The 26,338-nt window shown below is 47.7% G+C and carries 34 protein-coding genes, 1 tRNA gene and 1 pseudogene; 19 read left to right on the forward strand and 17 right to left on the reverse strand.

Translation table 11 applies throughout. From position 1 onward, the window contains the following. Nucleotides 1-7: 7 nt before the first annotated feature. The 5 genes from SE18_RS14755 to SE18_RS14775 all read left to right on the forward strand — a co-directional run bounded on the left by SE18_RS14755 (nucleotide 8) and on the right by SE18_RS14775 (nucleotide 4,237). Complete coding sequence (locus SE18_RS14755; RefSeq protein ID WP_083469919.1) at nucleotides 8-1,489, forward strand: menaquinone biosynthesis decarboxylase; 1,482 nt, start codon at nucleotides 8-10, stop codon at nucleotides 1,487-1,489. Between the two features lie 170 nt (nucleotides 1,490-1,659). Beyond that, the gene (locus tag SE18_RS14760; RefSeq protein WP_054535226.1) at nucleotides 1,660-2,487 is read left to right on the forward strand and encodes a hypothetical protein; all 828 of its coding nucleotides are present in this window, start codon (nucleotides 1,660-1,662) and stop codon (nucleotides 2,485-2,487) included. 119 nt (nucleotides 2,488-2,606) lie between these two features. Beyond that, on the forward strand, nucleotides 2,607-3,794 hold the full coding sequence (locus tag SE18_RS14765) for a thiolase family protein (protein WP_054535227.1): 1,188 nt from the start codon (nucleotides 2,607-2,609) through the stop codon (nucleotides 3,792-3,794). Nucleotides 3,795-3,847: 53 nt separating this feature from the next. Continuing rightward, nucleotides 3,848-4,048: a hypothetical protein gene (locus tag SE18_RS14770; RefSeq protein ID WP_054535228.1), complete on the forward strand. Its 201-nt coding sequence runs from the start codon at nucleotides 3,848-3,850 to the stop codon at nucleotides 4,046-4,048. A 114-nt stretch (nucleotides 4,049-4,162) separates the two neighbouring features. Beyond that, nucleotides 4,163-4,237 (forward strand) — tRNA-Lys (locus SE18_RS14775). A 433-nt stretch (nucleotides 4,238-4,670) separates the two neighbouring features. Here the strand turns inward: SE18_RS14775 and SE18_RS28350 are convergent. The 17 genes and pseudogenes from SE18_RS28350 to SE18_RS27200 form a co-directional block, all read right to left on the reverse strand. After that, a pseudogene (locus tag SE18_RS28350) lies at nucleotides 4,671-5,660 on the reverse strand (recombinase family protein); the annotation flags it as partial. Between the two features lie 191 nt (nucleotides 5,661-5,851). Beyond that, on the reverse strand, nucleotides 5,852-6,208 hold the full coding sequence (locus SE18_RS14795; protein ID WP_054535232.1) for an ASCH domain-containing protein: 357 nt from the start codon (nucleotides 6,206-6,208) through the stop codon (nucleotides 5,852-5,854). A 9-nt stretch (nucleotides 6,209-6,217) separates the two neighbouring features. Continuing rightward, complete coding sequence (locus SE18_RS27530) at nucleotides 6,218-6,376, reverse strand: hypothetical protein (protein ID WP_160319514.1); 159 nt, start codon at nucleotides 6,374-6,376, stop codon at nucleotides 6,218-6,220. Next, entirely contained in the window at nucleotides 6,360-6,620 is a 261-nt protein-coding gene (locus SE18_RS14800; protein WP_054535233.1) for a hypothetical protein, read from the reverse strand. The genes SE18_RS27530 and SE18_RS14800 overlap by 17 nt, the downstream gene beginning before the upstream one ends. Nucleotides 6,621-6,648: 28 nt before the next feature. Next, nucleotides 6,649-6,879, reverse strand: a complete 231-nt coding sequence (locus tag SE18_RS14805; RefSeq protein ID WP_054535234.1) for a hypothetical protein — start codon at nucleotides 6,877-6,879, stop codon at nucleotides 6,649-6,651. Further along, nucleotides 6,876-7,097 (reverse strand): helix-turn-helix domain-containing protein, encoded by a 222-nt coding sequence (locus tag SE18_RS14810; protein WP_054535235.1) that lies wholly within the window; start codon nucleotides 7,095-7,097, stop codon nucleotides 6,876-6,878. Before SE18_RS14810 ends, SE18_RS14805 begins: the two co-directional genes overlap by 4 nt. Beyond that, nucleotides 7,097-7,903 (reverse strand): ATP-binding protein, encoded by an 807-nt coding sequence (locus SE18_RS14815; protein ID WP_054535236.1) that lies wholly within the window; start codon nucleotides 7,901-7,903, stop codon nucleotides 7,097-7,099. The genes SE18_RS14810 and SE18_RS14815 overlap by 1 nt, the downstream gene beginning before the upstream one ends. Then, nucleotides 7,890-8,954, reverse strand: a complete 1,065-nt coding sequence (locus tag SE18_RS14820; protein ID WP_054535237.1) for a hypothetical protein — start codon at nucleotides 8,952-8,954, stop codon at nucleotides 7,890-7,892. Before SE18_RS14820 ends, SE18_RS14815 begins: the two co-directional genes overlap by 14 nt. Before the next feature lie 53 nt (nucleotides 8,955-9,007). Next, on the reverse strand, nucleotides 9,008-9,775 hold the full coding sequence (locus tag SE18_RS14825; RefSeq protein ID WP_054535238.1) for a hypothetical protein: 768 nt from the start codon (nucleotides 9,773-9,775) through the stop codon (nucleotides 9,008-9,010). Then, entirely contained in the window at nucleotides 9,772-10,233 is a 462-nt protein-coding gene (locus SE18_RS14830; protein ID WP_054535239.1) for a hypothetical protein, read from the reverse strand. The genes SE18_RS14825 and SE18_RS14830 overlap by 4 nt, the downstream gene beginning before the upstream one ends. A 109-nt stretch (nucleotides 10,234-10,342) precedes the next feature. Continuing rightward, a complete protein-coding gene (locus SE18_RS14835) occupies nucleotides 10,343-10,570 on the reverse strand; it encodes a hypothetical protein (protein WP_054535240.1) in 228 nt (75 codons plus the stop codon). Next, a complete protein-coding gene (locus tag SE18_RS14840; RefSeq protein WP_054535241.1) occupies nucleotides 10,545-10,754 on the reverse strand; it encodes a hypothetical protein in 210 nt (69 codons plus the stop codon). Before SE18_RS14840 ends, SE18_RS14835 begins: the two co-directional genes overlap by 26 nt. Beyond that, nucleotides 10,744-10,962: a hypothetical protein gene (locus SE18_RS14845; RefSeq protein WP_054535242.1), complete on the reverse strand. Its 219-nt coding sequence runs from the start codon at nucleotides 10,960-10,962 to the stop codon at nucleotides 10,744-10,746. The genes SE18_RS14840 and SE18_RS14845 overlap by 11 nt, the downstream gene beginning before the upstream one ends. Next, the gene (locus SE18_RS14850) at nucleotides 10,946-11,296 is read right to left on the reverse strand and encodes a hypothetical protein (protein ID WP_054535243.1); all 351 of its coding nucleotides are present in this window, start codon (nucleotides 11,294-11,296) and stop codon (nucleotides 10,946-10,948) included. Before SE18_RS14850 ends, SE18_RS14845 begins: the two co-directional genes overlap by 17 nt. Before the next feature lie 269 nt (nucleotides 11,297-11,565). After that, the gene (locus SE18_RS14855) at nucleotides 11,566-11,775 is read right to left on the reverse strand and encodes a hypothetical protein (protein WP_152976663.1); all 210 of its coding nucleotides are present in this window, start codon (nucleotides 11,773-11,775) and stop codon (nucleotides 11,566-11,568) included. Between the two features lie 106 nt (nucleotides 11,776-11,881). Further along, complete coding sequence (locus SE18_RS14860) at nucleotides 11,882-12,220, reverse strand: hypothetical protein (protein ID WP_054535245.1); 339 nt, start codon at nucleotides 12,218-12,220, stop codon at nucleotides 11,882-11,884. Between the two features lie 23 nt (nucleotides 12,221-12,243). Further along, complete coding sequence (locus tag SE18_RS27200) at nucleotides 12,244-12,456, reverse strand: hypothetical protein (protein WP_152976664.1); 213 nt, start codon at nucleotides 12,454-12,456, stop codon at nucleotides 12,244-12,246. A 117-nt stretch (nucleotides 12,457-12,573) separates the two neighbouring features. Here SE18_RS27200 and SE18_RS26795 point away from each other — a divergent pair, with 117 nt between their 5' ends. The 14 genes from SE18_RS26795 (at nucleotide 12,574) to SE18_RS14930 (ending at nucleotide 26,325) form a co-directional block, all read left to right on the forward strand. Next, nucleotides 12,574-12,975, forward strand: coding sequence for a helix-turn-helix domain-containing protein (locus tag SE18_RS26795; RefSeq protein ID WP_083469920.1), 402 nt, complete (start codon nucleotides 12,574-12,576; stop codon nucleotides 12,973-12,975). A 388-nt stretch (nucleotides 12,976-13,363) separates the two neighbouring features. After that, on the forward strand, nucleotides 13,364-13,879 hold the full coding sequence (locus tag SE18_RS14870) for a hypothetical protein (RefSeq protein WP_054535247.1): 516 nt from the start codon (nucleotides 13,364-13,366) through the stop codon (nucleotides 13,877-13,879). Between the two features lie 566 nt (nucleotides 13,880-14,445). Beyond that, the gene (locus SE18_RS26800; protein WP_160319515.1) at nucleotides 14,446-14,820 is read left to right on the forward strand and encodes a helix-turn-helix domain-containing protein; all 375 of its coding nucleotides are present in this window, start codon (nucleotides 14,446-14,448) and stop codon (nucleotides 14,818-14,820) included. A 1,095-nt stretch (nucleotides 14,821-15,915) separates the two neighbouring features. Then, a complete protein-coding gene (locus SE18_RS14880; RefSeq protein ID WP_054535249.1) occupies nucleotides 15,916-16,395 on the forward strand; it encodes a hypothetical protein in 480 nt (159 codons plus the stop codon). Nucleotides 16,396-18,785: 2,390 nt separating this feature from the next. Then, nucleotides 18,786-19,976, forward strand: coding sequence for a hypothetical protein (locus SE18_RS27990; RefSeq protein ID WP_236706878.1), 1,191 nt, complete (start codon nucleotides 18,786-18,788; stop codon nucleotides 19,974-19,976). A gap of 92 nt (nucleotides 19,977-20,068) precedes the next feature. Continuing rightward, nucleotides 20,069-20,803 carry a hypothetical protein gene (locus SE18_RS14890; protein ID WP_054535251.1) on the forward strand — a complete coding sequence of 245 codons (735 nt, stop codon included), beginning with the start codon at nucleotides 20,069-20,071 and terminating at the stop codon, nucleotides 20,801-20,803. A 79-nt stretch (nucleotides 20,804-20,882) separates the two neighbouring features. Then, nucleotides 20,883-21,791, forward strand: coding sequence for an excalibur calcium-binding domain-containing protein (locus SE18_RS14895; protein WP_054535252.1), 909 nt, complete (start codon nucleotides 20,883-20,885; stop codon nucleotides 21,789-21,791). Nucleotides 21,792-21,990: 199 nt separating this feature from the next. Further along, the gene (locus tag SE18_RS14900; protein WP_054535253.1) at nucleotides 21,991-23,100 is read left to right on the forward strand and encodes a type I restriction endonuclease; all 1,110 of its coding nucleotides are present in this window, start codon (nucleotides 21,991-21,993) and stop codon (nucleotides 23,098-23,100) included. A 51-nt stretch (nucleotides 23,101-23,151) separates the two neighbouring features. Then, a complete protein-coding gene (locus tag SE18_RS14905; RefSeq protein WP_054535254.1) occupies nucleotides 23,152-23,619 on the forward strand; it encodes an SHOCT domain-containing protein in 468 nt (155 codons plus the stop codon). 47 nt (nucleotides 23,620-23,666) lie between these two features. Continuing rightward, entirely contained in the window at nucleotides 23,667-23,924 is a 258-nt protein-coding gene (locus SE18_RS14910; protein WP_054535255.1) for a hypothetical protein, read from the forward strand. Between the two features lie 418 nt (nucleotides 23,925-24,342). After that, nucleotides 24,343-25,095, forward strand: coding sequence for a TIGR04255 family protein (locus tag SE18_RS14915; protein ID WP_160319516.1), 753 nt, complete (start codon nucleotides 24,343-24,345; stop codon nucleotides 25,093-25,095). Further along, nucleotides 25,079-25,498 (forward strand): hypothetical protein, encoded by a 420-nt coding sequence (locus SE18_RS14920; RefSeq protein WP_152976665.1) that lies wholly within the window; start codon nucleotides 25,079-25,081, stop codon nucleotides 25,496-25,498. The genes SE18_RS14915 and SE18_RS14920 overlap by 17 nt, the downstream gene beginning before the upstream one ends. After that, entirely contained in the window at nucleotides 25,499-25,906 is a 408-nt protein-coding gene (locus tag SE18_RS14925; RefSeq protein WP_054535258.1) for a hypothetical protein, read from the forward strand. A gap of 155 nt (nucleotides 25,907-26,061) precedes the next feature. Beyond that, complete coding sequence (locus SE18_RS14930; RefSeq protein WP_054535259.1) at nucleotides 26,062-26,325, forward strand: hypothetical protein; 264 nt, start codon at nucleotides 26,062-26,064, stop codon at nucleotides 26,323-26,325. Nucleotides 26,326-26,338 lie beyond the last annotated feature (13 nt).

The following is a 26,338-nucleotide window of genomic DNA, read 5'->3' on the forward strand; positions in this document are numbered from 1 at the left end:
CGTTATTGTGGCTGCAAAAATACCTGCAACTTTCGCCGATTTACGCGAATGGATCGCGTTCTTGGAGAAACGCGGCGAATTAAAACGGATCAAAACGCCAGTTTCTTCAGACCTTGAAATTACTGAAATTACCGACCGTGTTTCGAAAATGAAGCAAGGGCAAGGTAATGTCGCATTATTATTTGAAAATGTGATTGGCTCGGATTTGCCGGTCTTGATTAATGGGGTTGGCACGGAGCAACGTATGGCTTGGGCCTTGGGCTTAGAAAAGCTCGACGATTTGCGCGCCCGCTTGGCCAGCGTCGTCAAGCCCGAAGTGCCCGATGGCGTTTTCGATAAGCTCAAAAAGGTCAGCGAGCTTTCCGAAATTGTGCGCTATCGGCCTAAAACGGTCGCCAGCGCTCCTTGCCAAGATATTGTTTGGACTGGCGATCAAATTGATTTGAATAAGTTGCCAATTCTTAAATGCTGGCCCGATGATGGTGGCCGCTATGTGACCTTGACCACTGTGATCTCCCGCGATCCGGTCAAAGGGATTCGTAATGTGGGCATGTATCGGGTGCAAGTGTACGACGAAAAAACTGTCGGTATGCACTGGCAAATTCACAAAGGCGGCACTGAACATCAACGTGAAGCGCTGCGCAAAGGTGGGGTGAAATTGCCAGTTGCGGTCGCGATCGGCGGTGATTATGCCACGATCTACTCAGGTTCTGCGCCCTTGCCGCCAGGCATCGACGAAATTATGTTGGCTGGTTGGTTGCGCCGCGAACGAGTTGAGATGGTCAAGTGTAAAACTATCGATCTCGAAGTGCCAGCCAACGCCGAAATTATTCTTGAAGGCTATGTTGACCCCAGCGAAAGCCGGCTTGAAGGGCCATTCGGCGATCACACTGGCTACTATTCGTTGGCTGATCAATATCCTGTGATGCATTTGACCGCAATCACCATGCGCAAAGATGCGATTTATCCCACCACGATTGTTGGCTATCCGCCACAAGAGGATTATTGGTTGGGCAAGGCGACCGAACGCTTGTTCTTGCCATTGATGCAATTGGTCGTGCCCGAGGTGATTGATGTCAATATGCCAGCAGAAGGCACGTTCCATAATCTGCTGGTGGTGAGCATCAAGAAAAAATACCCTGGTCAGGTGCGCAAAGTGATGTATGGACTTTGGGGCTTGATGCTAATGTCGTTGACCAAATTTATTATCGTGGTCGATGATGATATTGATGTGCAGGATATGAACCAAGTTTTATTCCATGTCACCTCGAATGTCGATCCGCAGCGCGATACGGTGATTGTTGAAGGGCCGCTTGATGCGCTTGATCACTCAGCCGACCACTTTGCCTATGGCCACAAGATGGGGATTGATGCAACGCGCAAGCGCCAAGATATTGATCGCTTCCCGCGCGAATGGCCGCAAGATATTCGCATGACGAAAGCGATTGTTGATCGGGTGACCAAACGCTGGCGCGAATACGGCTTCTAAATTGAATTGATGATCACAGAAACAGCGCTAACCATTGCGGTTGGCGCTGTTTTTTTATTTCCTGCGACAACGATTTGGCCCAAAAAATGTCGCATCGCTGTCGCATGGCCTTCGCTAAGGTGTAGCTGTGTCAATGGAGAATGACCAGCTATTCAATGGTGGAGGCCAGAATGGAAACGCACGCTTGGTATGTGGAGTTGGTGGCAGCAGTTGCCGTGGCTCAAGGCTGGAATTTAACCGCTGAAGAACAGACTGATTTAGCCGAATTAGTTGCAGATTATAGCCAACAAAGCGCTGGAAATAAACAGACGAAACTGAGCGAAATCACGATCAATCTTTGGCATGATTACCCAACAGTTCAGCGTGCGCTTGATCCGCAACATCCACAGCATGAGGAAGCCCTCGATCAGCTCTATCAACAGATTAATCATTGTTTGAAGCAAATCCATGTTTTTGAGGTCGATGCGTTGTATCTTGATGAACGTTCGCCTGATCTCTGTGCCTATGCTGATCTAACCCAAAAACTGAGCCAATTTCGCTTTGAAGCGCGTTTGAGCACCTATATTTATCAGGTGACATGGCGCGCCGTATTGCAATGGCGCCGCTCGACCAACGCATTAAAGCGTGGTGGCGCTGGCTTTAAGCGCCAACAAGCCTCTGCTGCGGCCCAACAGGTCTACTATTTAAGCCAGGCGCAGCAGAATCAAGATTTTTTGCTGGAAGATATGTTAGTTGCGCCCGATCCAGCAGTTGATGATCTGGTTGCAGTGCGCCAACTAAAACGTGAAATTTCACATGTGGTGGTGCGCATGCACGATGATCCATTGTATGCAGTGGCGCAACGGCTTTGGCATGAACTCTTGTTTGAGCAACCCAATATTTCGGCCTTGGCTGAAACCGAGGGCTTGGCAGCTGGCGCCTTATTCAATTTGCGTGCGCGGATTGGGCGGCGTTGCCGCGACGTGGTTGAGCGTTGGTGCGTTGGTTTGGATGAATAAAAATTTACCTAGATTGCGTCTGCGCTTTATGGTAAGATAACGCTGAAAGCTTGAATAGATAAGCCAGTGGCAAAGGCGCTGCTGGCTTTTAGCTAGTTCAAAACAAGGAGTATGGCCCCATGAGCAACGAGCGCGAAGCGGTGTTGTTGAGTGCTGCCCGCACGCCAATTGGCAAGTTTGGCGGGAGTCTGGCTGATTTAACTGCGCCTCAACTCGGTGCGATCGCAATTAAGGCCGCATTGGAGCGAGCCGGGATCAATGGTGATGTTGTTGATGAAGTGATTATGGGTAATGTCGTTGGGGCCGGGCTTGGCCAAGCTCCAGCGCGCCAAGCTGCCTTGGGTGCTGGTGTGCCCGATAGTGTCAGCGCCCTGACGATCAATAAAGTTTGTGGTTCTGGCTTGAAGGCCGTGATGCTTGCAGCGAGCATGATTAAAGCTGGCGATGCTGAGTTGATTGTGGCTGGGGGCATGGAAAACATGTCGCGAGCGCCCTATTTGCTGCCCCAAGCGCGCTTTGGCTATCGGCTTGGCAATGGCGAAATTCAAGATTCAGTTGTGCACGATGGCTTGTGGTGTGCAATTGAGCATCATCACATGGGCAACTCAGCAGAATGGGTGGCTGATGCTTGTGGCGTGAGCCGCGAGATGCAAGATGAATTTGCCTACAATTCGCATCGCAAAGCTGCCGCTGCAATTGCCCGTGGCTCGTTCAAAAACGAAATTGTGCCAGTGGAGCTGAAGAGCCGCAAAGGCACAACGATTTTTGATACCGACGAGCCAGTGCGCGCTGATAGCACCGTTGAAGCCTTGGCCAAACTCAAGCCAGCCTTCAAAGCTGATGGCACTGTGACCGCTGGCAATGCGCCTGGGATTACTGATGGCGCTTCGGCCTTGGTGGTGGCAAGTATGGCTAAAGCTCAAGAATTGGGTGCTAAGCCATTAGCGCGCATCCTTGGCTATGCCCAAGCAGGCGTAAAACCCTTGGAAATCTTCACTGCGCCAGCATTTGCTGTGCGGCGTTTGCTTGAAGTAACCAACACTAGCTTGGCCGATTATGATTTGTATGAATTTAATGAGGCCTTTGCCGCTCAAGCCGTGGCCAACGGCCAAGATCTCAATATTGATTGGGAGCGCTTGAACGTCAATGGTGGTGCGGTTGCCTTGGGTCACCCAATTGGTGCAAGCGGTGCTCGGGTTTTGACGACCTTGGTCTATGCCTTACAAGAGCGTGGCGGCAAGCGTGGCCTTGCGACCCTTTGTTTAGGTGGTGGCGAAGCCGTGGCCTTGGCGATCGAGTTGATCTAAGTCTGAGCGAGAAGGTTGATGACGGCAAAAAACAACCAGTATAAGGAGGAACAATGGGTACTGTTGAGTTGATCTCTACTTTGGATGAAGGCGTTCGTGAAGGTCGGATTGCGCCCTATTTGGCCGATTTTATTGCAGCGCAAGCCCTGAATGTTTCAGCCGACGAAGTTGGCTTTAGCGAATGGGGCAGCCCCGACCACGACGTGCTATCCCGCGTTGGAGCAACCATCGAATCCCTTTCCCGTCATCAATAAACCAAATGCGGCGCTACTTTATTCGTAGCGCCGCATTGCTAAAATTGCCTGAAAAAAGTTTGTGAACCTTGTCATTTGCAATTTTATTCAGGCTGTGCTATACTCTCACGCGTTGGGCCGGTAGCTCAGTGGTAGAGCATCGGACTTTTAATCCGCTGGTCGTGGGTTCGATCCCCACCCGGCTCACCAAGCGGGATTGTTGCAAACTTGCTACGAGTTCTAGAAATGGTTCTCGTGGCTGGTAGGCGACAATCCCTTTTTTTGTGCCCCAAACGGCTGCAATGAGTGATTGTAAGGCTACGCGCTTCTCGGCTAAGGCTCCCTTCTGCTTAAATGTCCAACTAATTGATTCCAACAGATCTAAGGCTTGCTCCATATTAAAGGATGCAGCTGGCTTTTGGCGTGGTGCTTGTGCTTGGGCCAACAACGCTGATTTGCGCTGCTCATATTCATCAGCCCGAATGTGATCGTTGAGAAACAAGCGCTTGAGTGCGGCAAGCTCGGCTTCAATGTTGGGTGCTTCGGGTTCTGGTTGTTGGCGTGCGGCCCACTGTTGCTGTGCAACTCGGAGAATGTCGCGCTTCCAATCGCTGGGAAACGCCAAGGCATCGAGCACCGCAATCATATGCTGATCAATCACATCGTTTCGTACCATGGCCATGGGGCATTGGTTATAACGGCGTTGGCTGCACTCATAATACACAACATTGGTTGTGCGCTTGTAGTGTTGCCACATGCGGCTGCCACATTGCTCACAATATAGAATTTCACTGAGTAGCCCACGGCCTTGGCTCACGGGTGTCCAGCCACGCTTTTGGCCGCGCCGATCAAGCAAGGCTTGTACCGCGTCCCATGTTTTTTGATCAATCAGCGCTTCGTGTTGGCCAACATAGTTTTGGCCTTTATAGCTCACTTTGCCAATATAGATTTGGTTGCGCAGCATCGATGCAACATTATCTTTGGTGTAGGGAACATAGCGTCCTTGCTGCGTATTCCAAACCCGCGCACCACGTTGATTCATTGCATCGGCGATGGTGCTGAAACTATAAAGTCCAGTTGCATAGAGGGTAAACAGCATGCGCTGGTGCTCGGCATCGGCTGAAGGAACCAGCACCCCGTGCTCATTGCGTTGGTAGCCGGTTGGCACTGGGCCTGGCAACTTGCCTGATTCCGCAGCTGCACGGCGGGCGCGTGCCACCCGTTCCCCTGTTAGCCGGCTATAAAGTTCGGCTCCAGCTCCCAACATGGTCAGATTGAAACGGCCAGCAGCAGTATCCATTTCAATCGGCTCGGTAATTGAAATGAGTTGAATCCCCAGCGCGTGGAATTCATCAACCACCCGCAGCTGAAGCGAGGTGTTACGGGCGCAGCGGTCGAGCTTCCACACTAAGACAACATCAAAGCATCGTGGTTTCCGAGCGGCATCTGCACGAAGCTGCATAAACGCGGGACGATCAGCATTGCGGCCACTCTTGCCCGCATCTTGATAGACCTGCACAACGTGCCAACCATGGCGTTGGGCATAGGCCTGACAATCACGCTCTTGGCTTGCAAGGCTGCTGTTTTCAGCTTGTTCACGGGTTGAAACCCGCGTATAGATAACGGCGCGCATGAATAATCCCTTCTACGCTGCTTTCGATTGAGGCGGTTGTGCAGATGATTGATCCGCTTCATGGTCTTTGTCAAGCATCAATGCAACCAACAACGCTGCAAAGGCTTGAACAACGGTTTCACGTTGCCCATTGGCTTGGCCCCTTTCAATTGGTGTTGGTGGTTGGGTTAGCTTGATCGGGTAAGGTTGGTCTAGCTCCATCGAATTAGCTCCATGTTTTCAATGGGCAATCCATCATAGACCGCGCTGAAGAAGCTGAGCATTTCGGCAACGCTGGTAAATCCATCGGCTTGGGCCAATGCTAGTTCATCGGCGGCGGTCATTTTTGCTCCATCAAGCTCAATTCCATTGGCGCTGATGCGCACCGACTGAACGCTCGTGCAGGTTGCTTCCCGCAACAGGCGGCAGTGCTTTGTGCGCATTCCGGTATAGAGCTTGAGTTGATCACCAGGCTTGGTTGGGTGCTTGCGCTTTGGGCGAATGGTGCAGGATTTCGTGCCGCTAGCAACCGCCTCGGCAAACTGGGGCTTAAAGTTATACGCTGGCATGTATTGTCCTCATGTTGGTTGGTGTTTATCGCGTAAGCGGCGAAAGCACTCTATCGCTGCTTGTTTTTCTGCATCGGTAATCGGTTTGGGTTCTGGTTGTGGTTGATTGGGTTGGGGATCGGGGGTTGGTGGTTGGTGATCAGGCGTAGGTTTATTCTCGGTAGCCACAAAGCACCTCATCAATGAATCGCTTGGCCAACGTCACCGCATGCTTTTTCGATTGCACATTCGCCATAATTTTGGTATGGCGTTTGCCGTGTTTGATGATCTTGATGACTGTGCGCTCAGGCGAATGATAGATGGTACAAAACCCATAGGGCGTTTCCATCAAGTAGAATTCATCGGTATGCCAGAGACCGCCAGAGCCTGATACAGGATAGGCAGACTGGTCAATTAGAAACGGTTTGCTCATCGTGTGGTTACTCCTCATGTGGGGTGTATCAAACAAGCTCCAAGGCTAATTGGGTTACTTCGCGTTTGGGTTGGTCCATGGGTTCGTTGGGGAGTGGTGCAGCGAGCGCGGCCTGTTGGGCTGGAGTCAACCACTTGGCCACACGCCACGGCGCAAGCATGCGATTGGTGATGAGGTTGCGAGCTGCGGCAAGATTGCCATTGTGTAAATGCTCTTGAATTTCCAAGCGCGTGCCAACCAGATTGATCAGTGTGCTCATGCGGCAGCCAACAAGGGAATGATAATTTTGCGGCAGCCGCAGCGCTGCGGGGTGAACTCGATATAGCCAGCATCGCGCAGCACCAACAGCGCTTGGGCAACGGTGCTATACCCGAGTTTGACTTCAGTAGCAAGATCGCGCACGGTCGCTTGAGGTCGACGACTGACTGCGGCCCACACCAACCGCACGGCGGTAAAACTGACAGGTTTGCGGCGCATTAGGCGGCCCCCAGTCGATCCATCGGATCACGGCGACGATAATCGGCAGCACTCAACACCACCAACTGACCTTGCACGGCATCGAGCAGGCGACTGCATAAGCGCATGCCAAAGCGACGATTGGCTTCGGCAGTGTTTGGGTGCAAGTTGCTGGTGATCACGGTCGGACGTTGATATTCGTAGCGCTCGTTGAGCAACTGGAACAAGGTTTCTTTGCCCCAATCGGTGGCATTCTCGGCCCCAAGATCATCGAGCAGCAGAATTGGGGCTTTGCGGAAGAGTTCGAATTGCTCATCGAAGCTATTCTTGGGCTTGGCGCTAGTTTGGTCGAAGGTCGAACGGAGCAAGCGCAAAGCATCGGGTGCAGTTGACCAGACAACTTCGAAGCCACTGGCTTGCAGCTCGTTGCCGATCGCTTGGGCTAAGTGGGTTTTGCCACAGCCTGGATTGCCAACCAAGGTCAAAAATCCATCGGGGTTGGCCGCAAAAGCTTGGGCGGCCCCAACCGCAACCCCAACGCCAGCAACCGTGTTATCGAAGGTGGCGAAGGTCTTGCCGCGAAATGAGGCTAGGCCGCTTTTGGCATGTAATTCACCACGTCGGCGCTCATTTTGGCGTTGTTGCAGGCATTGGCAGGTTTGCAATTTGCCAAACATCTGGTGATGAATATCGACATCGTAGACAAAATAGCCTGCACCGTTGCAGTGTGGGCAGGTTGCGTTTGGTTCCCACGGTAGGCTGGGCGGTGATGGTTGTGGCTCTGGTGGGGTGAGCACACTGGCCAAGGTTGAATTAATGCGTTGCATAGATTCCTCGTAAGTCAGCTTCAAGCGGGGTCAGCCAGTAGCTGAAGCGTCGCCGGAAGCGCTCGTTATGTTTGGGAATTTCAATTTCGCCGCGTTCCTCAACCCAGATGGCCTGTTGCATCCACGCGACCATCTCTGCGGGCAAGCCATGATTTGCTGGCAGCCACGTTGGCCAATCGGGCAACGGCTCAGTTGGTTGGGCTGGCTCGGTAGCGGCAGGTTGTGCAGCAGGCTGGCGATGCAAGCCAGCGCGCAAATTCTCGACGATCTGCGCAGGGTGATAGCCTGCGGCATCGGCATGGGCTAAATAGGCTTTGACTTGGGCATAATCCTCATGGGCAAATTCGCGAGCAGCGCCAATGGGCGGATTATGGTTTCGAAGCAGAAGATAGGTCTCGGTCGCAACTTGTGATCGGCGTGATGGTTTCTCGACGACAACAACATCATCATTTGCATCATGCGACGCAGGAGTTGATGTTGTTGGGAAGTCTTTGGGAAGTCTCTGTGTAGTTGTTGTATTTGTCTGCGATTCTGTTGGGGGAGGTGTGTCATTAGAATCACCCACCTCTGCCATTCTATTGGGAGAGGTATGCGATTCTGTTGAGGGAGGTATCGCATTAGAATCACAGAGGGGGGTGCTAATCTTGGCAATGGCATGGGCGATCGGGGCAACATACAACAAATTGGTTAAGCGCTGCCCATTCACGGTTTCCGAGCGAAATTCGCGCACAATTAACCCCTTTTCGACCAAGGCGTTAATGCCTGCTTTGACTTGGGCTTTGGTAAACCCATATTGGTCAGCAAAGTTGTCGTAGCTGCGCTGGAGCATATCCGCGCGAAATTTCTTGCGACTGCCTGTGACATGGCCCGTGGTTTCGTTGCGGAGAATGGTTGGGCGATACCAATAGACAATGTCGGAAAGCAAGATCACCGCACAGGCATGGGGCTTTCCATTCTCGAATGTAATATGTTGAAACCACGCTGGCGGTACAATATTGCCCTCGATTGGCAGTTGGCCAATCGCATCAACCCATGCATTTCCGGTTGTCATAGCACACCTTTAAACAAATGAGCGCCCCGCAAGGCGCTCAGCAAAACGATCAGTTAGTTATCAAAGACTTCATCACGCTCGGCCTGTTCAGCAGCGGTTGGGCGCTTGGTTCGGCGGAAGAGATGGGCTTTGGGGCAGGTTTCCCAATGGGTTTGCTCGATTCGTTGGCCATGGCCATTGGTGTTGTAGGGCATCGTGCCAACCCATACAATTTCGGCTGCGCAGCCACGGCATTTGGCAATCCGTTCGCGCTTGGTTGGTTGTTCAGAAACTGGGCTAGGGTTGGGCTGAGGTGGTGCAGCTGGCAGCGATCGTGATTCCGATGTGCCAATAATTTCGCCATGCTCATCGATCGTGACCACTCGCGCATCAGGGATACTGCTCGTTTCCGTTTCATCAAGCATGCCCAGCCCAGCAAACGAAAGCGTTACTCTGCGCTTGGCCTTGGTCTCGGCTTTCATCATGGCATTTGCACGGTTATCGCCTTTCAAGCCCTCAATAGCCACGGCTCCAATTGCTTCATCGCGGCGACCGTGATCATTTTCAGCCCGCGCGGTAACAACGTAGACCCCTTCAACCAGTTCGCGGCTCACAATCGTCACGCTGATGTTATCGCGTTTGCGCAGCTGCTCGGTGCAATCTTTACTGGCATACAACTGGAGCTTGCCGTTGAGTTGCAGATATTGAAATGGGCGGGTTAATGGATTTAGCCCCAACGATTCGCAAACCCGATGATAGTATTCAACCCGTTGCGGTGGGGTGAGTTTGGCAAGATCGCCCTGGACAACGACTTGCTCAATCAGCGATAATGCAGTGCTCATACATCCTCGCCATCTACTGCATTCAGTGTGCTGTGGCTTTTAGCATGGCCTTCAATAGGCTCACCAAGTGGTAGCAACCATGCAAATCGAGTTTTATCTTCCCCTTCTTCTTCCTTGTGCCATGTAAATTGTAAAAATGGAATGCCATCGCGGCGCTTGCAAAAAGTTATTTTGAGACTGGAACAATCAGCGTCGTCAATATCTCCATCAAACCCAAGCTTCTGCATAACAGTGTCAAGTAAGAGCGGATCGACAAGCATTGAGCCGATGGGTTTACTGGCTGCTAAAATCTTATTCAATTGCCCATCTAACTCATTGGCAGCTTGACCAACGATTACTTGGCCAATGGTGTCATGAACTTCAAGAAGATCGGCATTGGGTTCACGAAAAACTAACCCACTATCGGAATAGGTTGTTATCGTGGTTTGATTTGTAATAATGATGCGGCTAATAGGCATTGGTAACTCCTACTAAACATGCTATACTGGCAAAAGTCTCAAACAAAAAGCACCAATTCATCTAGTCCATGAATCGGTGCTGGTGAACGAGAAACGAAAGCCCATTGGCCTATGCCGTGGGCTTTTTTTGTGGACACAATGTCCTTGCAGCAGTGCGAAGTGCTTCTTCGCGCTCGGCGACCTCAATCCAAGCCCTCACTTTGGGGTCGGATTTGGCTGCATGGAACGCCGCACGGCGCTCAGCTTGATCGGCCTTGCGTTGTCGCTCTCCATAGGCTTCAATAGCATCACCGAGATTTTCGAATTCACCATCACTGGTGTGAATCCAAGCGGTCATTGACATGCTCCTCAACATAGTACGATGGCAAACAGTCCAAGCCGATAACACCAATATCTGCGAATACTGCTCGCGCAACAGTGGTAAGTTGGCGCTGAATAATCAGCGCCTCTTCTTGGTTAAGCGTGCCAATGGCCAAGGCCACGTCGGCCTCGCCATAGTTCATCACAATTTTATGGGTCATTTTTCGTTTCCTCTTTGGCTGTATCTCGTATGGCGATCAGGCGTTGGCGCTGCTTGTCCAACTCTTCACGGCCTTTTTTGACAAACTGCAAAATTATTGGTTCACGGGAACGCTGGGCGATTTCGACGAACGCATCATCCGCATTGCCCCGCAATGCCAATGCGTCAGTTATTTCAGCCCAACGCTTATTTTTATCGGTCGCTGCCATCAATCCATTCCTGCGTGATTGGCGATGGAACCGACCGACTAAGCTGCCCAGCGGTAAACGCAGCTTGATCTTTGGCGCTGAAGACACGGCGCAGCCAATAACCAAGAATCACCACCAGCCCAGCTCCGCCCGATAGCAAGAGCAAAGCAACCCCAAAAAAGAGATAAATCGGGCTAACCAGCCAACAAAAAAGCGAGAACCATGCAATGATCGTGAGCATGCCGATCATGTAGGTGATGGGTGGGCGTAACCTCCATGGGTTATCCCACAAGACAAGGTGCTCAGTGGCCAAGCTAATGGCACAGCCAAGCGTGCAAATAAGCAGTTCAATCATCACAACCTCATCAATAAACTGAGATACAAAAACGACTCCCTGTAGTAATCTTTTGATAGTGTGTTTTGGGCAGGCTTACGTGAATTCCTGCCTGAACAATTGCAAGGCTCGTCCATGATCGCAAAACAAAACCGTGCGATCATCGGACTGGCAGATCCCGCGCTGGGTGCGCGCAACATCTTGCAATGTCCTTCGAGACTCTTGTGGAATCTCGCAAATTGTTAAGGTGCGTGTGGTGAGCAGGTTATGGACTGCTCAGGCCAAAGCTTTTACTCGGTATAAGCAACGGCAACGGTATAGGTATGGCGCTTTTCGGCAATGTCGGTTTCGGGATCAAACGCATACGCCGTAGAGAGACTCGTTGGAACGATGGTTGGATTACTTTCAAGCCATTCATTGACTTTCCGCTCGGCTAACGCTGCTGCGAGGTAGGCATCATCTTCACGAGTGACCGAAAAAACTTTGACTTTGGCTGCCATCAAAAACTCCCTGTTGGTTGATGATTGATAATCGGTTGCTGGTGACGCTTCCAGCGCTGCAATATGGCTTGCAGCCGATAGCCACACTATCCTTCAAAGGAATAAACTAGGCAGCTGCCTTGGTCAACGATGTGTAGAGGTGTTGGCGCATCAATGAATCGGCCTCGTTATAGGTCGAGCGATAGCCCAATAGTTGGCCGCTGGAGTACACTCCCCACTCACTCAAGTTGAGGCAGTAGAACGCACCCGTTTCGCTGCCAAACTGGCAACTTGGGCACGTGCATTGCGGCTTTTTGGCTTTGCGGTTCTTCTTGATTTTGGTTGTTGGTCGTAGAGGACTAATTGGGGCAGCGGATATTGGAAAGGTCTGAGTTGGGACAGGATAGTATGGGGCGAAGGCTTGCATTGATGGCCGACGAATGTGAATGGTATCAATCGTTTGCATGGTTGGCTCCTTGGCTAGTCCAGTTAAGCAGCTTGTTGATTAAGCTTTCGATCTTGTTCGTCTTGAGAAACTTTTGTCCCTTCATCGGGACAGTTGGGTAAATTTTTTTGAAGATAAGAACTAATGGCCCATCGCACTACGACAGCACGAGAAACTTGCATTTGCTTGGCTATTAATGCCATTGCATTCAAATCATCTTTTGGGACATGGACAAGAGTTCGTATAAGATTCGACAATGACCACCTCCATGTACAAATGGACTTTCTAAGGGACATTCTATCAGAGGGGTATACTATTGTCAACGAGGTATATATCATTTATACTGCGATTCGTATTAAATTGGGGTTATTACTATGTCAGAATTGTCAGTTTTTGTCGATCAACAACTTAAGCAACGTAACTGGAGTTTACGTTTTGCCGAAGAAGAGACAGGAATATCAAAAACTGCCTTATCCAATTTAATAAATGATGTTCAGAAGCCTGATTTAGAAACACTAGTCAAGGTTAGTCGCTCTTTTTCAATCCCGCTCTGGCGTGTCGTTGAAATGGCTGGCTACGACTTAGGATTTCAAACAACATCCCCTTCCATAGCTGAACGGATTGCCTCACTTATTGAGGCTGTTCCTGAATTTCAGGAGGGACTTGAGCGTTTGATGAAGGCAACCCCTGATGATATTGAAGGAATGCTAGCATTTCTTGAAGGTCAGCGACTGGTTCGAGAGCGCCGGACTCAACATCATTCAAAGTCAGAATAATATCAAACCATTTTGCCAATGCGATAATCTCTTCATAAGGCATATATAAACCCTCATTAGAAGCTGCGTTCGATTCTATCATTCAATATAGGCAGCAAAGATTACAACATCATTTTGACCGGAACAGAAAGAGCACTATGGAGTGCTTAATTTGTTGTATGCAAATTATTGCATGCTATTTCTGTTTGGCAAAGGTGATGTTTCTTAAGTAAACGTCACCGTTAAATATTATCTATACCATGACGATAGTAATATGGAACTATTGTAGTGTTTCTATACATCATACTATTTTTCTCTTCCTTGTTTCAAAAATTCATACTTATGAAACAAGGAATTACCATAAGATTATCCATCAATATTCTTTTCAGAATAATTAGTAGAGGTTCATATGCCAGATCCTCAAGAACAGAACAAACCCCAGATACCAAAGCTCATTGAAAGCGACATTCTTATTCCTTTCTCCCCAAAACTAGCAAAAGTTCTAGGGGATCTTGAAGCACTCTTTCTTCAGCAACTCCACTATCACACCTATTACCGTTCCCATCCTTATCTTTTTGTTGGGCAGTATAGCTGGCATCGAAAATCCTACGACGACTGGTGCTTAGAACTGAGGCATAGCAAGCCAAAAACCCTCCAAGTAGCAGCACGTAAACTTGAGAACCATCACATCATTTATGGTTGTCCTGTGAACGTGCAAAACCGTCAACAAAAGTGGTATACCATTAATCATCAAGCAATCCAAGTAATCAATACATCACTGGAGGAGCTGGTCCGGCTTGATAAAAAACAAGCTTATGAGCGTTTACTCCCCATGATTGAGCCGCATTATGACCGGAATGTAAGTGATCGATTCTTGGCCGCATTAAGGAACAGCGAGTACCCTATTAGTAGTCAACGTGGTTGACTGGTCTACTTCGTTGACTAACACAATATGATAGCTGTAGCCATTGCTCGCTGCTACACTGGGTATATGATTCTGCTGAGGGAGGTATAGCAATAGAATCACATACCTCCTAAATTAAGGATCTCAAGATCCTTAAAAACGGATGCCTTAGAGATCCTTAATTTAAGGTGCTCTAAGATCCTTAAATACAGAACCTGTTAATTAAAAATAATATATACATATAGCAACTACTACTAAAGCAAGCACCCGCTAGCGCGGGTGAGTAATAATAAGAGAACGTTGTTGTTGCTATGATCTCCATAGGAATACTAATTACTCGGTCAAACTTAGCAAAATCCATAAAACATCCCTTCACATATAGAAACTCTATATAGCAACTATCTATTTTTTCTTGAACTGTTCTGCAAATCGAACATTTTATCCAAAAAATGCTCCACCTGCTGTGGAGTTCTGGTTTGGTTGATTGTTTCCTCAACCTCGTGTATTATGTGTCGGATTGTACACTAAATCGAACATCTGTCAATCCCTTAATTTCGTCCTATTACCATTCCCTTGAGAGGTGTTTCATGCTTGGGTTATCCAGTCTCCTGTCGCAAGAACTGGCTTCCCGCAACTGGTCGTTGCGGGAACTTGCCACACGCTCTGGCATTGCCGTTTCAACCCTCTCCAATCTCATCAATAAGCCCGATGTCATGCCCGATCTTCGTACCTTGAATGCCTTGGCTATTAGCCTCAACCTGCCCATCCGCCAGCTTGTTGAAGCCTGTGGCATTCCTGTGGACGCTCACCCCAGCGATGAGGATGCCACCATCCAAGCCCTCATCACTGCTGTCCCCGAGGTACGCATGTTTCTGAACTTATTGGGTCAACTCTCGCCCGATGATCGTGCCGCTATCCTGTCTCATTTGCGCTGGAAAGTCGAAACGTCGACGAACGCCTGATCGCCATCCTGACAAGCGGGTTGTCCCCGACCCGCTTTGTTTTGATCATCAACCACTGGTCGCTCCCCCACTGATTGACTCTCGTCGACAAGCTGCCGATCAATGTCAACACTTTCTATCCAGTCAAGCACAGCGGTCTTATTGTTGTGTGCTGCCGAATACTGCTCCAACAGTTCTACACCGACACGAACATGGTGAACTTGGGCATCAGCATCAGCAGGCGTGGCATGATGCATTGAACCAGCGGTTACGCGACGGGCATTGACCACAAGATCAAGCCCTCCACAAACCCCTGAGCGGAGAAGATGGTCACACGACATGGTGTTGTCCCTCTAACTGGGGTGAATGAGCGAGCATCGACAGCGAAGAAGTGAGCAAATAATGCCGATGCAATAGTAAAAATTATGATTGAAACGTTTTATTTTTGCAAGTACAACAAACGCAACAATTACGCACAAATAGCTTTTCTTGTGCAGATATTAACGATATTCTTATAAATCATCATTAAATAGCATTAAAAGCGCATAAATTTAGCCTTCATGACGAAATATATTTCTATTCCAGACAAGGAATAGTTAATGTAATTATCTCGTTATGCGTTGCAAATAATCCTCTTGAGTGATCCAAACGTGGAATAGTTTTACACCGATTAACCCAAAAGAATTATTCCACATGTGGCACTATCAATTGTAAACAGGGCAGAGTGCTGATTGTTTACAATTGATAGCAATTGATAACAGCATTCTGTGGGAGTGTTATCAATTGATAACAGGGGCAAGAATCAAAGCTACAACAAACATTGTTAGTTTATTGTTGCTCGCTGCGGCTACTGCCAGATCGACAACACATGATGCTGGTTTATTGTCGAAAGCGCGTAGGATCATTCATCAACAACAACAAACCAACAACATAGCGCGAATAGAGCGACAACATAGCGCGAACAATTGTTGTTGTTGCTCCAGCCTGGCCACCAGCTGCTGGTACTCAGCTATGGATCGTTCCACTATCTCACACAATCGATTGAAGGTATTGCAAAGCCTTAATAAATAAGGTATAGTCAGAACACTATAATCCTCGTCAAGGATTAAAACGTCCATGTCGGCAGCGGTGAGCTGGTCGGCAGCGCTATCCATATCGAAAGACCTCAATCCTCGTACGGGGATTAAAACATATTCAATTGGTAAGGTGCAACAACAGGTTTTTGGGATTCGAAAGACCTCAATCCTCGCTTGGGGATTAAAACTCATGGGTAATATAGGCAGCTCGATCCCAAATGTCATTCGAAACACCTCAATCCTCGCGAGGGGATTAAAACGGGGCAACAGCATAAATGGTGAGCGTTGGGTGGATTCGAAACACCTCAATCCTCGCGAGGGGATTAAAACCAATCCTCGGCGTTCTCACTTTCGTAATCGTCGCCGCTTTCATTCGAAACACCTCAATCCTCGCGAGGGGATTAAAACGGTAGCATTTGAACGCATCCGCAAACCTGACAAGTACATTCGAAAGACCGCAATCCTCGCGAGGGGATTAAAACGTAGAACTCAGGCCAAAGATCGCGCTCGTCGTGCATGATTCGAAAGAGATCAATCCTCGCGAGGGGATTAAAACTCCCCAGACAGGCGTTTAGCGCTGCTCATGTTGAATTTAATTCGAAAGACCGCAATCCTCGGTAGGGGATTAAAACTCAGCAATATTGTAACGAGCAGTTACAGGTCGAGCATTCTTCGAATGGGCACAATCCTCGCGAGGGGATTACAACATTGATGGCTTTGTTTCCGCATTCTCCCATCGGGTTAGATTCGAAGCACCGCGATCCTTGGCAGGGGATTACAACAGATTTGTGTAAGATTATCGGAAAATTAGCGAGAAATATACTCGCAACACCGCAATCCTCGCGAGGGGATTAAAACCCAGAGCTTGTACGCTTCATCCATGAGCCGTTGCATTGTTGGATTCGAAAGGCCTCAATCCTCGCGAGGGGATTAAAACTTCAGTGCAACGGGCTTGCCCTTCGCAGTTGCCATAATTCGAAACACCTAAATCCTCGTGAGAGGATTAAAACGCAGCGCGGCCAATTCGATTCGATTGCAACAATCGATGATTCGAAACACCTCAATCCTCGTGCGGGGATTAAAACTCAAGCTGACTTTCTTTTGAGCTTCAGCGGTCGAAACAGATTCGAAACACCGCAATCCTTGCGAGGGGATTAAAACGCCAACTGGAAGTTGATTGCCCAGAGCGCTGTTGTTTTCATTCGAAAGACCTTAATCCTCGCGAGGGGATTAAAACCAACGACCTGTCAGCTTACCGTATTCAGTTACCATATTGGATTCGAATGACCTGAATCCTCGCGAGGGGATTAAAACATCATCGGGCTACGAATGAGCCACCAGTTCCAATTGACTATTCGAAAGACCGCAATCCTCGTCAGGGGATTAAAATGGCTACTCGGCTTGTTTATTACTCGCTTTACCGTCGCGTCCATTCGAAGCAGCTAAATCCTCGTCAGGGGATTAAAACTTAAATGTGCTAAAGTAAACCTCTATACTCTCGTCTTGTTATTAGAATGGCCGCAATCCTCGTGCGAGGATTAAAACATAACCGTTGCATGGGCTAGTACGTCGCTGCGAAAGTTATTCGAATGACCTGAATCCTCGCGAGGGGATTAAAACCTAGGGCGGTTCGTAACACGCTCAGAGCGTCCTGTTATTCGAAAGACCTCAATCCTCGCTCGGGGATTACAACAAATCCAACCAATGGCTTGTAATGGCTTGCATTGCAAGATTCGAAGCACATCAATCCTCGTCAGGGGATTACACCATAAATCCTACGCTATCTATATCAGGGCTTGTGTGGCTAACGACTCGAATGACCTCAATCCTCGCGAGGGGATTAAAACGGGGAAACTGTATTCGCTTGGTTCCCAAGGCCGTCACTTGAACCACCACAATCCTCGGTAGGGGATTAAAACGCAAGCTGGTAGTTCAGCACGTCTGTTTGGTCGATATCAAATTCGAATGACTCAATCCTCGTTAGGGGATTAAAACATTGGTGTTCGATAGAAGATCCAAGCGGGAGGATAAATTCAAAACCTTGAATCCTCAGCAGGGGATTAAAGCCCAATAATGTTTAGCTGGCAGATGACCGCGCCTGTCCCTAGATTCGAAGCACCGCAATCCTCGTCAGGGGATTAAAACCAAACACCATCCAACATCTTGTAGCGATAGAACGAAATCCATTCGAAAGACCTCAATCCTCTTTGGGGGATTAAAACTGCATTGGTTCTGCATACTGCGGTACTAGCCCAGTGGTTTCATTCGAAAGACCTCAATCCTCGTGAGGGGATTAAAACCCATCGCTGACGAAATGACTTCTACATTAACTTCGCTGACATTCGAATGACCTAAATCCTCGTGAGGGGATTAAAACGCAATGATGCTAGCAATATTCCGCTTCATTCCCATAAATTCGAATGACCTAAATCCTCGTGAGGGGATTAAAACCGACGTGGAACGTAGCTGCCTGAACTACGGCGAATTGCATTCGAATGACCTAAATCCTCGTGAGGGGATTAAAACTGGTTGAGGGACATCGAACTGCGGGCGGCGCGACGGTTATTCGAAAGACCTCAATCCTCGTAAGGGGATTAAAACTCATCGTTGAACGCTTGACGATATTCCTCGCGAAACTTCGATTCGAAAGACCCCAATCCTCGCGAGGGGATTAAAACGCAACACCACCCATTGAGGTGGTATTTTTGTTTAAGCACATATAGCGCTGAATAAATTGAGCGAGCTGTCCTTTATGGTTTATTAGAGTAAGAGTATTGAGGCGTTGCATTATCAATCATGCTTATCACCTGCGCCAGACTGAATCTTCAAACATTCCTTTATTCGATGCAAAATCACCTGATCGATTGCATCTAAATACAATGAGGATTCTTTTGTATTAGGAGTTTTGTGATGCGTCGTTGGTTTTCTATCCTTATGCTAGGGGCGCTCGTGATTGCAGGGATACCCAGCATCGCTGCGGCCCACAATCTTTGTTTCAACGAAACAGGTTTCTGTCTCGAAGATCCTTTTAGTGACTACTGGGAAAGTAATGGAGGATTGCCGGTCTTTGGGTATCCTATTAATGCTGCTACCGATGAAGCGAATAGTGATACTGGGCAAACCTATAAAACCCAGTGGCTGGAACGCAATCGCTTTGAGATTCATCCGGAAAACGCAGGCACACCCTATGAAATTCTGTTGGGATTATTAGGGAAGAATCGCCTTGCGCAACTTAATCGCGGCGTAGAACCACGTGAGGCTGGGGCGATTGCAGGCTGTCTCTGGTTTGAAGATACCGGACACAATGTCTGTGACCAGGCACAAGGTCTTGGCTTCAAAAGCTATTGGCAATCCAATGGCTTAAAAATCCCCGGCTTAGATGCCTATGCACGCTCGCTACAACTCTTTGGACTCCCATTAACTAGTGCCACGATGGAAACCAATGCCAATGGCGATACGGTGATGACCCAATGGTTTGAACGCGCACGCTTTGAATGGCATCCCAACAATCCCGATCAATATAAAGTGCTTCTTGGATTACTCGGGAAAGAAGTGCGGGAAAACACCCCTCCGCCTCAACCAATCATGCTGAGTGGGATTGGGCCAAAAGTGACCGATCCTCTTATGATTCCGTTTGGTTATGCACGCGCCACCTTTACCCATGATGGCCGCAGTAACTTTATTGTTTGGGCGTATCAAGGCTCGGATCGTGATCTGATTGTCAATGAAATTGGTGGATATAACGGCAGTCGCTTCGTTACTGGTAAGAAAGAAACCTTCTTTGAAATAGATGCTGATGGAACATGGTCGTTACGGCTCGAGCCTCTCGGCTACAATCAAGGGATTGCCTCTGGAGGAATCGAAGGCCGAGGAGATACGGTCAGCGATCTTTTTGAGCCAGCTAAAATCGGTAATATCCCCTATCGATTTAGCCACAATGGTAACAGTAACTTTATTGTTTGGGTCTATTGTGCTGGTGGGCGGGATCTTGTCCAAAACGAGATTGGCCCCGTACAGAGTGAAGCAGTAGCACGGTTCAGCAAAGGCCCATGTTTCTATGAAGTGCAAGCTGATGGTGATTGGAGTATTGCCCCCAAATAACCATTCTGCTAGTATCTAAATGCTGGGTAGAGAGGCTGGAATTCAGATTTCAGCCTCTTGTTCACTTTCTTTCCTATGGAAGGTGTCATCAAATGGATGTAACAGCTCTGGCTTTAGAAGCATATCTCCATATCCTTGAAGCATCAGTTAATGATCAATCTATTGATACTCATCAATTACTAGCCTTCGTTAAATCATCGGTATTGAATGCTATTCGCACTGGAATGTTAGATGTTGCGAATAAAACTGATCGAGAACTCCAAAGAGCAGTATTTTCTTACATTGCAGAATGGGGTAAAGAACCTGTCTTAACGACGCATCTTAACCTCAATTACACCAATGAATTATTGGATGAAGCTCTAAATGCTGTAGAACGTGAAAATGGACTTCTTGCCATCATTTTGTATGCAACGTGGTGCGAACATTGGATTAATGGCATTATTACAAGCATTGCTCAACGACAAGGTATGACTGGAGTGCAGATAGAGAAATTATTCAAGGGGAATAGATCATTATTTTTGAAATATACCAAAGTGCTCGATGGCCTTGGCCTGCCCCGTTTTGATGAGTCAATTCGCGAGGCATTACTTAAGCTTGCGAAACAACGAAATGATTTTGTTCATTACAAGTGGGAATCGTTGATTGTCGATGATTTAGCTTCGCTCAAGTGGTTTGAGGAAATTGACCAGTTACTTGCTTCTATGCCAGCCAATATCGAAGCCCTCAAAGACTATGAAAATCACCATATATATTTTGGAGTTATTCCCTATATTGATAGGCTTTTTGAACGGCTTGCTGAGCAATTAGCCCGACAAACACAAAAATAAACTTCTTTACTTCACATCCAAAAAATGCATGAAGAGTGCATCTAAATAATATAACATCAGTCTGTTAAGGAGTCTTTGCATGCGTCGGCTCATCTTCCTTGTATGCTCTCTGAGTCTCATCGTCCTGCTTCTTCCACAAGCAGCCAATGCACACAACCTTTGCTTTCCACAATCAGCTTTTTGCCTTGATGATCCATTCTCGGATTATTGGGAAGCCAATGGTGGTCTCGCAGTGTTTGGCTATCCCATCAGCGCAGCTGCAGGCGAAGCCAATCCTGATACTGGGATGGTCTATCAAACGCAATGGGTTGAGCGCAATCGTTTTGAGCGCCATCCCGAAAATGCCGGTACTCCTTATGAAGTGCTTTTAGGATTGCTTGGAAAAGAGCGATTGACACAACTCGGTCGCACTACTAATGCCCGCGAAGCTGGACCAATCCCAGGGTGTTTGTGGTTTGAGGAGACCGGGCATAATGTCTGTGATCAAGCTCCAAACCGAGGATTCAAAAGCTACTGGCAATCGCATGGATTAACTATACCTGGGCTTGATTTATACGCGCGATCGTTACAACTTTTTGGACTCCCGCTTACTAGTGTAGCCACTGAAACGAATGCCAATGGCGATACCGTTCAAACCCAGTGGTTCGAGCGTGCCCGATTTGAATGGCATCCCAATAATCCTGATGAGTTTAAGGTATTGCTGGGGTTACTTGGGAGCGAAGTGCGAAGCGTAGCCCAGCCAACCGCAATCCCAATTCCGCAACCAACGGGGATTCCAATGCCGACGGCAACGGCTCTTCCAACGGCAACACCGACACTTACACCAACATCTGTCCCACGATGCGATCCTTCCTATCCTGATGTCTGTATTGCGCCACCACCGCCTGATCTCGATTGTGGCGATATCCCATATCGTCGATTTAGAGTTTTGGCACCCGATCCCCATCGTTTTGATCGTGATAAAGATGGTATTGGCTGCGAAAGCTAATAAAATAGGTTGGCAGCATCACCTCCTCACTTAGATAGCGCTGCCGACCTATACCTGAATAACACAAATGTTTGTCTTGTAGCGTTCGTTAGGAGGTGGTAGACTTCAAGGCACTTCGTTTGTTAGGCGTGTAGAGAGCGCTTATCGCAGTGTGTGTAGGAACTAGGGTAACCGCATTCTTGTTTAGAAGGGAATGACCATGGATCTGATTGACCGTCTGCGCGATCTGGCCACCCGTGTTACCAAGCAGCTGGAGTATATTCAAACGGAAGAGGCAACCAAAAATGCCTTAGTTATGCCCTTCTTAGCTTCGCTGGGCTACGATGTTTTCAATCCTCTCGAAGTAACCCCCGAATTGAATGCCGATATTGGCTTGAAAAAAGGCGAAAAAGTTGATTATGCGATCCTGCGTGATGGCAAGCCAGTGATGCTCCTCGAATGCAAGCACCATAATGCCGATTTAGGCAAGGCCCATGCTTCCCAGTTGTATCGCTATTTCAGCGTAACCGAAGCCCGCTTTGGGATTCTCACCAATGGCCTCTCCTACTGGTTTTACACCGATCTCGAAGCGCCCAACAAAATGGATACCAAGCCCTTCTTTGAATTCAACTTGCTTGATATTCGCGAACAAGATGTTGACGAACTGAAGAAATTTACCAAAGCCACATTCGATGTAGCTGGCATTGTAACGACTGCCAGCGAGCTGAAATATACTCGTGAAATCAAGCGGATCATGGGCGAACAACTCACCAATCCCTCGGAAGAATTTATCAAGTTCTTTGCGACCCAAGTATACAGTGGTCGGATGACCGCCAACATGCGCGAGCAATTTGGCCAGACCACCCGCCGAGCACTACGCAACTTCATCAACGACCAGGTGAATGATCGGCTGAAAACCGCCTTGGGCACCGATACACGGATCACGATCGAGGAAACCCCAACAGCTCAAGCTGCAACCGATGAGCCAGTGACCACCGCTGCCGACAAAGAAGCAACTGGTGTGCTGACCACGATGGAAGAGCTGGAAGCCTTCTACATCGTGCGCTCGATCTTGCGCGAAACGATTGATGCTAAACGCATCGTTATGCGCGATAAACAGAGCTACTGTGGAATTCTGCTCGATGACAACAATCGTAAGCCCATCTGCCGGCTCTGGTTGAACTCAACCACTACAAAATCGATCAGCCTCTTCGATAACCAACGCAAAGAAGAAAAAGTCCAAATCAAAGATATTGATGATATTTATAAATTTGCCGAGCGACTTAAGGCTACTATTGCCGCATATACTAATTCCAAGACTGAAGCTTAGACAAGCTTATCTTAAACCAGGTGCAGTCAATAGGCGCGATAGGAGTTTGTTGTGGATAGTTTTCCGTGTTTTGTTGTTATTGGCGTGGCCGCATTTATTATTGTCATGATTTTGCGTGGCGCGGGGGAGCGTGAACGAAATAAGCAAAAAGCACATGCTGAATACCAACAGGCACTTAATGCACTTCGGGCTAATCCCCTTGACCCCAATTTAAAGCAACATACCCTTATGCTTGGGCGGGCCTACTCGAATCTTACTCGGGACAGTAAAGGTGTGACGGTTTACGACGAAATGGCGATTATGAACGATATCAATGCCGCAACTGCTAGTGCCTATATGCAAGCCCAACAGCATGCACCAGTGGCTTATCACCCGCCACAATCATCAATTACTAGTACGCTTGCCAGCGTTCCAACCATAGCCGAGCGCTTGCGCAAACTGGATGACCTCAAAGCCCAAGGTTTAGTGAGCGATGACGAGTATACAGCCCGTCGCACAAGGATTCTTGATGAAGTATAAGTTAGACTTTCGCATCCAAGCCAAGTATAGCCAGTAAGGAGTATCCTATGTCTGAACCGATTAAGTATCCATTCGAACATGAGGGTAAAGAGTATGAAGTGTGGGTGCATAGGGATACCACTGGCCGCTCACTGCATGTCTATAAAGATGGCAAACGGATTGAGCAAGCCCACTACATCTTTAACACCCATGAAGAGCTTCAAGATATAGCTATGCATAAAGGGCCTGCGAGCGCAGAAGTTTCGGCTGGTGAACTGATTAGGATATTCAAAGAGCACTTTCATCGCTACAACCTTGACCAATAACCCTCAATCGCTTGAGTAAAGAAAGTCGGTTTGTTTTTGCCATCCTTGGTCAGGGTGGCTTTTTTCTTGCTCTCTTTATCATCAAACGAGGTCACGCCAGCGTCGTATCCATAGGGAATTTCATTGTGGATAGCCTAGTGGATAGCCTGTGGACTATCTGTGAGAAATCTCCATCCTTTGACCCTTGTTTTCGGTGGGAAAACGCACTACCATAAAGGCCCGCCCGCAAACAAGACTAATGGGTATTGACGAAACATGTCCTTTTTAGTACTCTAGTACTATACGCTTGCCCAGAATAGTACTTGATAATTTGGGGTATAATAGCGTAAACCTATCCGTGACAAGTGTCACAAACTTGCACATCTGTGCGGATATCATGTTGATAAAATATCTTGTAGTGATTGATAAGGACGATATTGTGGGAGCACAGTATGAAAAACCACCTATTATTGAGGTAGTGGCAGAGGTTCACTTTGCTACTACTTCGTGGAATGAAACTATGCCTGAGCGATTTGCTAGACGAATCAAAGGTAGTTTTACAGAATTGCTCCCACCAGGAGATGGTGAATCTGATTTAGATACTTCTATATGGGAAGGGCGTAAGGTTTTTAAACATTATACCTATCATGTTTTAGTACAAATAGGTGAAGGTGTTCTTGTAGTCAATAATATTGACAAATATATCGCTTGGGATAATTTATTACCTGTTATCAAGGAAGTGTATACAGCGTATAAAGCCTTGGATAAAGAGGTGAAAATACAACATATTATCCTTCGGTATATCAATCAAATAGATATACCTCATCAAGGCAGCCAAATAAGTTTAGAGAAGTATTTCAATCTTTACCCATACTTTAAGCTTCCTTCTTATGAAATCTATGTTGGCTTTATAGTCGGCTTACAGTTTCCATTTACTGGTGGGAATATAAAAGTCGAAATGCGAACAACCAACAGTGAAGCACCAGAAGTTACATCCGTCATCTTAGACATGGAATGTTTTATTGGGAAGCTTAAGGACTCAACAGCACGAACGGCTTCAAGTAAATTCAATCTAGCTCACCAGCAGGTCGAAAAACTATTTGAAGCAATTATCAATGACAACACACGGCAATTATTCATTGAAACTCGTAGTGAGGGAGTTAGCGATGATTTGCATGACAACTCCATATAAGCGCATAAATTCTTCAAGCGCAAACCTTTTACCTAGGTCTGTAGCTGGAAAACCTGAAAGCAGGTCTGCCACATCTTTTATCGAAAAGAAGGTAACTTCTCTGAGAGAAGTCTATGAGTTTGGTTCAGCGGTAGATAAAATTGAGAAATTTGTACGCGCCTACAGCCACCTAGTGGATTTTCTACTTGATGCATACAAGCATGTTCAAGCCAAGTTCCCAGAGGCAACTATTAAGTTAACAGTCGATGTTGAAAGTAGTGCAAAAACCCATGAGGCCTTCATTCGTGTTACTCCACACATCCCATTCCCTGAAGCGCGACAGCGGCTCGATGAATTCGATGATGCGTGGTGGATTAAAAACCTTGATAGGGGAGATGGCCGTATTACGCTTGTGGTGCGCTAAATGTTTGAATGGGATCACTATCTAGTTATTGCTAATAAACTTGTGGAGATAGGTGATACATCTCCCAAAATATCAGATGCCGCATATCGCTCTGCTATTAGCAGAGCGTATTACGCGGCCTATAATAAGGCTAAACTAATTTACAATAGAGAAACTAAATTACCAAGTGAAGCCGATTCCTATGATGGTCATGGATTAGTCTGGATGCATTTCAAGAGAGATAAAGCGGATATTAGAAAAAAGCTTGGAGAACTAGGGGTTCGGTTACGAGAATTCCGAAATCTCGTTGATTATCAAGTTGTTGTTACACAAGAAGAGGTTCGTCACCACCACTTTCCCTTATCAATAGCTGCGGTATATGCAGTTAAGGATGCTCAAAAGATTGTAGATGATTTGGGAAGATTATAGCTTCCTCATCCAACTTCCCATGATCGCATGCCCCGCATAGCACATCTGTGTGTTAATGTGGGATATGTGGGATAAATTGCCGCATTTTCATTGACAAGTAGTACATGCGTGCTATAATTTTCGCAATCGTATCGACGCAACCAAATGGGGTCATGATGACAGCACGATTTCATGGCAAAGTTATTTTTGTTTTGGAATCGCCAGGCAACTGGCCTGAAGTTGCGCGGATAGTCACCATCAAACGCAACAACAACGAATCAGCGCTTTCTTTTCTAAAACGCTGCCAGCGCAATGGTGAAACGTTCAAACACCAACGATTTGCTTCAACCAAGCAATCCCTAACGGCGACGATGGAAGTTGACTACACAGACGACCAGCCAACGCTGGCGAAAATCATCCTCGCGCCAACCACCAATTAATGAAGAGCGAAGC

Source organism: Herpetosiphon geysericola, assembly GCF_001306135.1.
Lineage (GTDB): Bacteria > Chloroflexota > Chloroflexia > Chloroflexales > Herpetosiphonaceae > Herpetosiphon > Herpetosiphon geysericola.